Source organism: Rhodoferax sp. (assembly GCF_013297935.1).
Classification (GTDB): Bacteria; Pseudomonadota; Gammaproteobacteria; order Burkholderiales; family Burkholderiaceae_C; genus Allorhodoferax.
This window is the reverse complement of the sequence record NZ_JAAFIX010000030.1, coordinates 1-3,114: the sequence shown is the minus strand read 5'-3', so window position 1 is coordinate 3,114 and position 3,114 is coordinate 1. Positions and strand designations below refer to the sequence as shown.

At 60.1% G+C, this 3,114-nt stretch carries 3 protein-coding genes; all 3 read right to left on the bottom strand.

Features of this window, described 5'->3' with window-relative positions:
* Positions 1-1,033: dihydroorotase (gene pyrC / locus QZW03_RS17400; protein ID WP_296511316.1), on the bottom strand; the 1,033-nt coding region annotated here is incomplete at its 3' end.
* A gap of 52 nt (positions 1,034-1,085) precedes the next feature.
* Positions 1,086-2,000, bottom strand: a complete 915-nt coding sequence (locus QZW03_RS17395; RefSeq protein ID WP_296511315.1) for an amino acid ABC transporter substrate-binding protein — start codon at positions 1,998-2,000, stop codon at positions 1,086-1,088.
* Positions 2,001-2,107: 107 nt separating this feature from the next.
* Positions 2,108-3,085 (bottom strand): LysR substrate-binding domain-containing protein, encoded by a 978-nt coding sequence (locus QZW03_RS17390; RefSeq protein WP_296511314.1) that lies wholly within the window; start codon positions 3,083-3,085, stop codon positions 2,108-2,110.
* Positions 3,086-3,114 lie beyond the last annotated feature (29 nt).

Sequence of the window (3,114 nt, the reverse complement as noted above, 5' to 3'; positions counted from 1 at the left end):
ACTGCAGTGCTTCGCCCGCGGCCAGGGGTTTGAGCGTGGTTTCGCCGAAGGCGTAGCTCTCGGGTGGGGTCCAGCTTTCGCGCGTCAAGGTGATGGTGCCCCGGTTGCGTGGCAAACCATAGAAGTCTGCACCGTGGAAACTGGCAAAACCCTCCAGCTTGTCGAGGGCACCTGCAGCGTCAAATGCCTGGGCGTACAGCTCCATGGCAGCGTGGGCGGTGTAGCAGCCAGCGCAGCCCGAGGCATGCTCCTTGAGGTGAGCGGGGTGCGGAGCGCTGTCGGTACCCAGGAAGAACTTGGGGGAGCCGCCGGTCGCGGCTTGCACCAGGGCCTTGCGGTGCGTCTCACGCTTCAAAACCGGCAGGCAGTAGTAGTGGGGCCGGATGCCGCCGGTGAAGATGGCATTGCGGTTGTACAGCAGGTGGTGGGCAGTGATGCTCGCAGCAGTAAAGCGGTCTGCAGCGGCCACGTACTGAGCAGCTTCCGCCGTGGTGATGTGCTCGAACACGATCTTCAGTTCGGGGAAATCCCGGCGCAAGGGAATGAGCTGGGTGTCGATGAACACCGCTTCTCGGTCGAACAAATCAATGTCGCTGCTGGTGACCTCGCCATGTACCAACAAGAGCAAGCCGGCTTTCTGCATGGCTTCCAACGTCTTATATGTCTTGCGGATGTCAGTGACGCCGGCATCGCTGTTGGTGGTCGCCCCTGCGGGGTAGAGCTTCGCGGCCACTACACCGGCGTCCTTGGCACGCGCAATTTCATCAGCGGGCAGGTTGTCGGTGAGGTAGAGCGTCATCAACGGCTCAAACTCCACACCCGCCGGTACCGCGGCCTGAATGCGGGCCTTGTAAGCCAACGCCTGCTCGGCGGTGGTCACCGGCGGCTTGAGGTTGGGCATGATGATGGCGCGGCCGAACTGGGCTGCGGTGTGCGGCACCACGGTGTTCAGGGCAGCGCCGTCGCGCACATGCAAGTGCCAGTCGTCCGGGCGGGTGATGGTCAGTGTCTGGGGGGTGGCTGTGGAGGTCATGGGCCCTATTGTCCCAAAACCGCAGCGCACCCCGCTATGAGAGCGGAGTCGCTTAAAAAGGCACGAAGTCGCTGGGGTATTTCCAGAAGTCCCGGAGCAGGTAGCTCACGGGCAGATTCAGCGCTTTGTCGTTCGGCGGAATGGGCTTCAGAAACCATTTGTCGTAGATCGGCTGAATCTCTTTACTGACGATCAGGCGACGCATTTCTTCGTCGATCAGCTTCTTGAACTCGGGATCGTCTTTGGACAGCATGATGGCCAGGGGTTCTGTGGTCAGGAACTTGCCGACCACGCGCAACGATTCAGGCTTGGGCCGGTTAGACGCCAAGCCATACAAAAGCACGTCATCCATCACAAAAGCATCAGCCTCACTTTTCTCGACCATGTCGACCGCTTTCGCATGGTCGGGGGCTTCGAGGATGGTGATGCGCAACAACCGCTCACGGTTGGCCTGCTCCGCAGCCTTCAACGGGGTCGTACCTTTGGTGGACACCAGCTTTTTGCCTTCCAAGTCTTCAATCCGTTCTATCTTGCTGTCAGCCCGCACCAACATGCGGGCCCCGGTAATGAAGTGAGGGATGGTGAAGGCTACTTTCTGGCGCCGCTCGGCGTTGTTGGTGGTCGATCCGCATTCGAGGTCTGCCTTGCCTTCGGCCACCATGGCGATGCGGTTGGCAGGCGTGACCTGCAAGAACTCCACCTGCATGTTCTTGGCACCGGTCTTCTTGCGCACCGCCTCTGCCAACTTCAGGCACAGCTCTACGGCATAGCCCACGGGCTTCTTGTCAGCATCAACATAAGAAAACGGAATGGACGACTCGCGGTGCGCAATCACCAATTTGCCGCCACTACTGACACGCTCCAGAACACCAGTCGCAGCGGCCGGGCTGTGCCCTACCAAGACAAGCAGAGTGCCAAGCAAAAAAAACGCTGCACGACGGGGTGCAGCTGCGTATGTGTTTGTCATAACTTCTCCAACGACGGGGCCTGACTGAACTTGTGACTCTAGCCAGCCCCTTTCACCGCCGCCAATGCCTATTCATTGGGCCGGTATGCAAAACCGTTATGCAACAACTATGCCGTTGAGGTCGCCTGGGAATGCAAATAGTCCCACAAGGCCTGGGCTGAGCCCTTGGGCGTGCGGGTCTGCGCCCGCTGCGCCGCGCTCAAGCTGCGGCCGGCTTCCCGCACGGCCAGGCGTTCGCGGTATGCCCGTACTTCCATCGTGATCTGCAGCGACTTCATGTGATTCGGCAAGGCACTCACCAATTTCTTGGCACGCAGGTCTTTCTTTACCGCGCTGTGGGGCAGGAAGGCCACGCCGTGGCCTTCTAACGCCATGGCCTTCAGGCCTTCGGCCATGTCGGTCTCATACACACGGTCGAAATGGACAGGTACTTCGGCTTGCTTCAAGATGAGTTCCACCATCTGGCCCAAATAGGCGCCCGGCGCATAACCCAGGTAGGGCAAGGGCTGACCGAGTTTGCCGGGAAGGCTGAACATGGGGTTGCCATCCGCATCCGGCTTGGAATAAGGTGCCACCACCTCCTCACCCAGACTGACCATCTCATAGCGGTCCGCATCCAGCTGGTAGGGCTGCGAGGGATGGTGGTAGGCAATCAGCAAATCGCAACTGCCTTCGACCAGACGCATCACCGCGTCATGCACATTGAGCGCAATCAGGCGGCTTTTGAGCGGCCCGAATTTCTCGCGCAGCTCGGACACCCACGCCGGAAAAAAAGTGAACGCCAAGGTATGCGGCACTGCGAACTCGACCACGTCTTGCGCTGCGGTGGTATGCCCGCGCAGCATGGCGCGGGTGCTTTGCAAGGCTTGAAGCACCTCCAGAGACTGGTCATACAACGTCTCGCCAGCCGGAGTCAGCCGGGTGGGGTAGCTGCTGCGGTCCACCAGATCGGTGCCTGCCCACGCCTCCAACGACTGGATGCGCCGTGAAAACGCGGGTTGGGTTACGTGACGCAGTTGCGCTGATCGGCTGAAACTCCGGGTTTCAGCCAGAGACACAAAGTCTTCAAGCCATTTGGTTTCCATGGGCGCGCATTATGCGCGAAACGCATGGA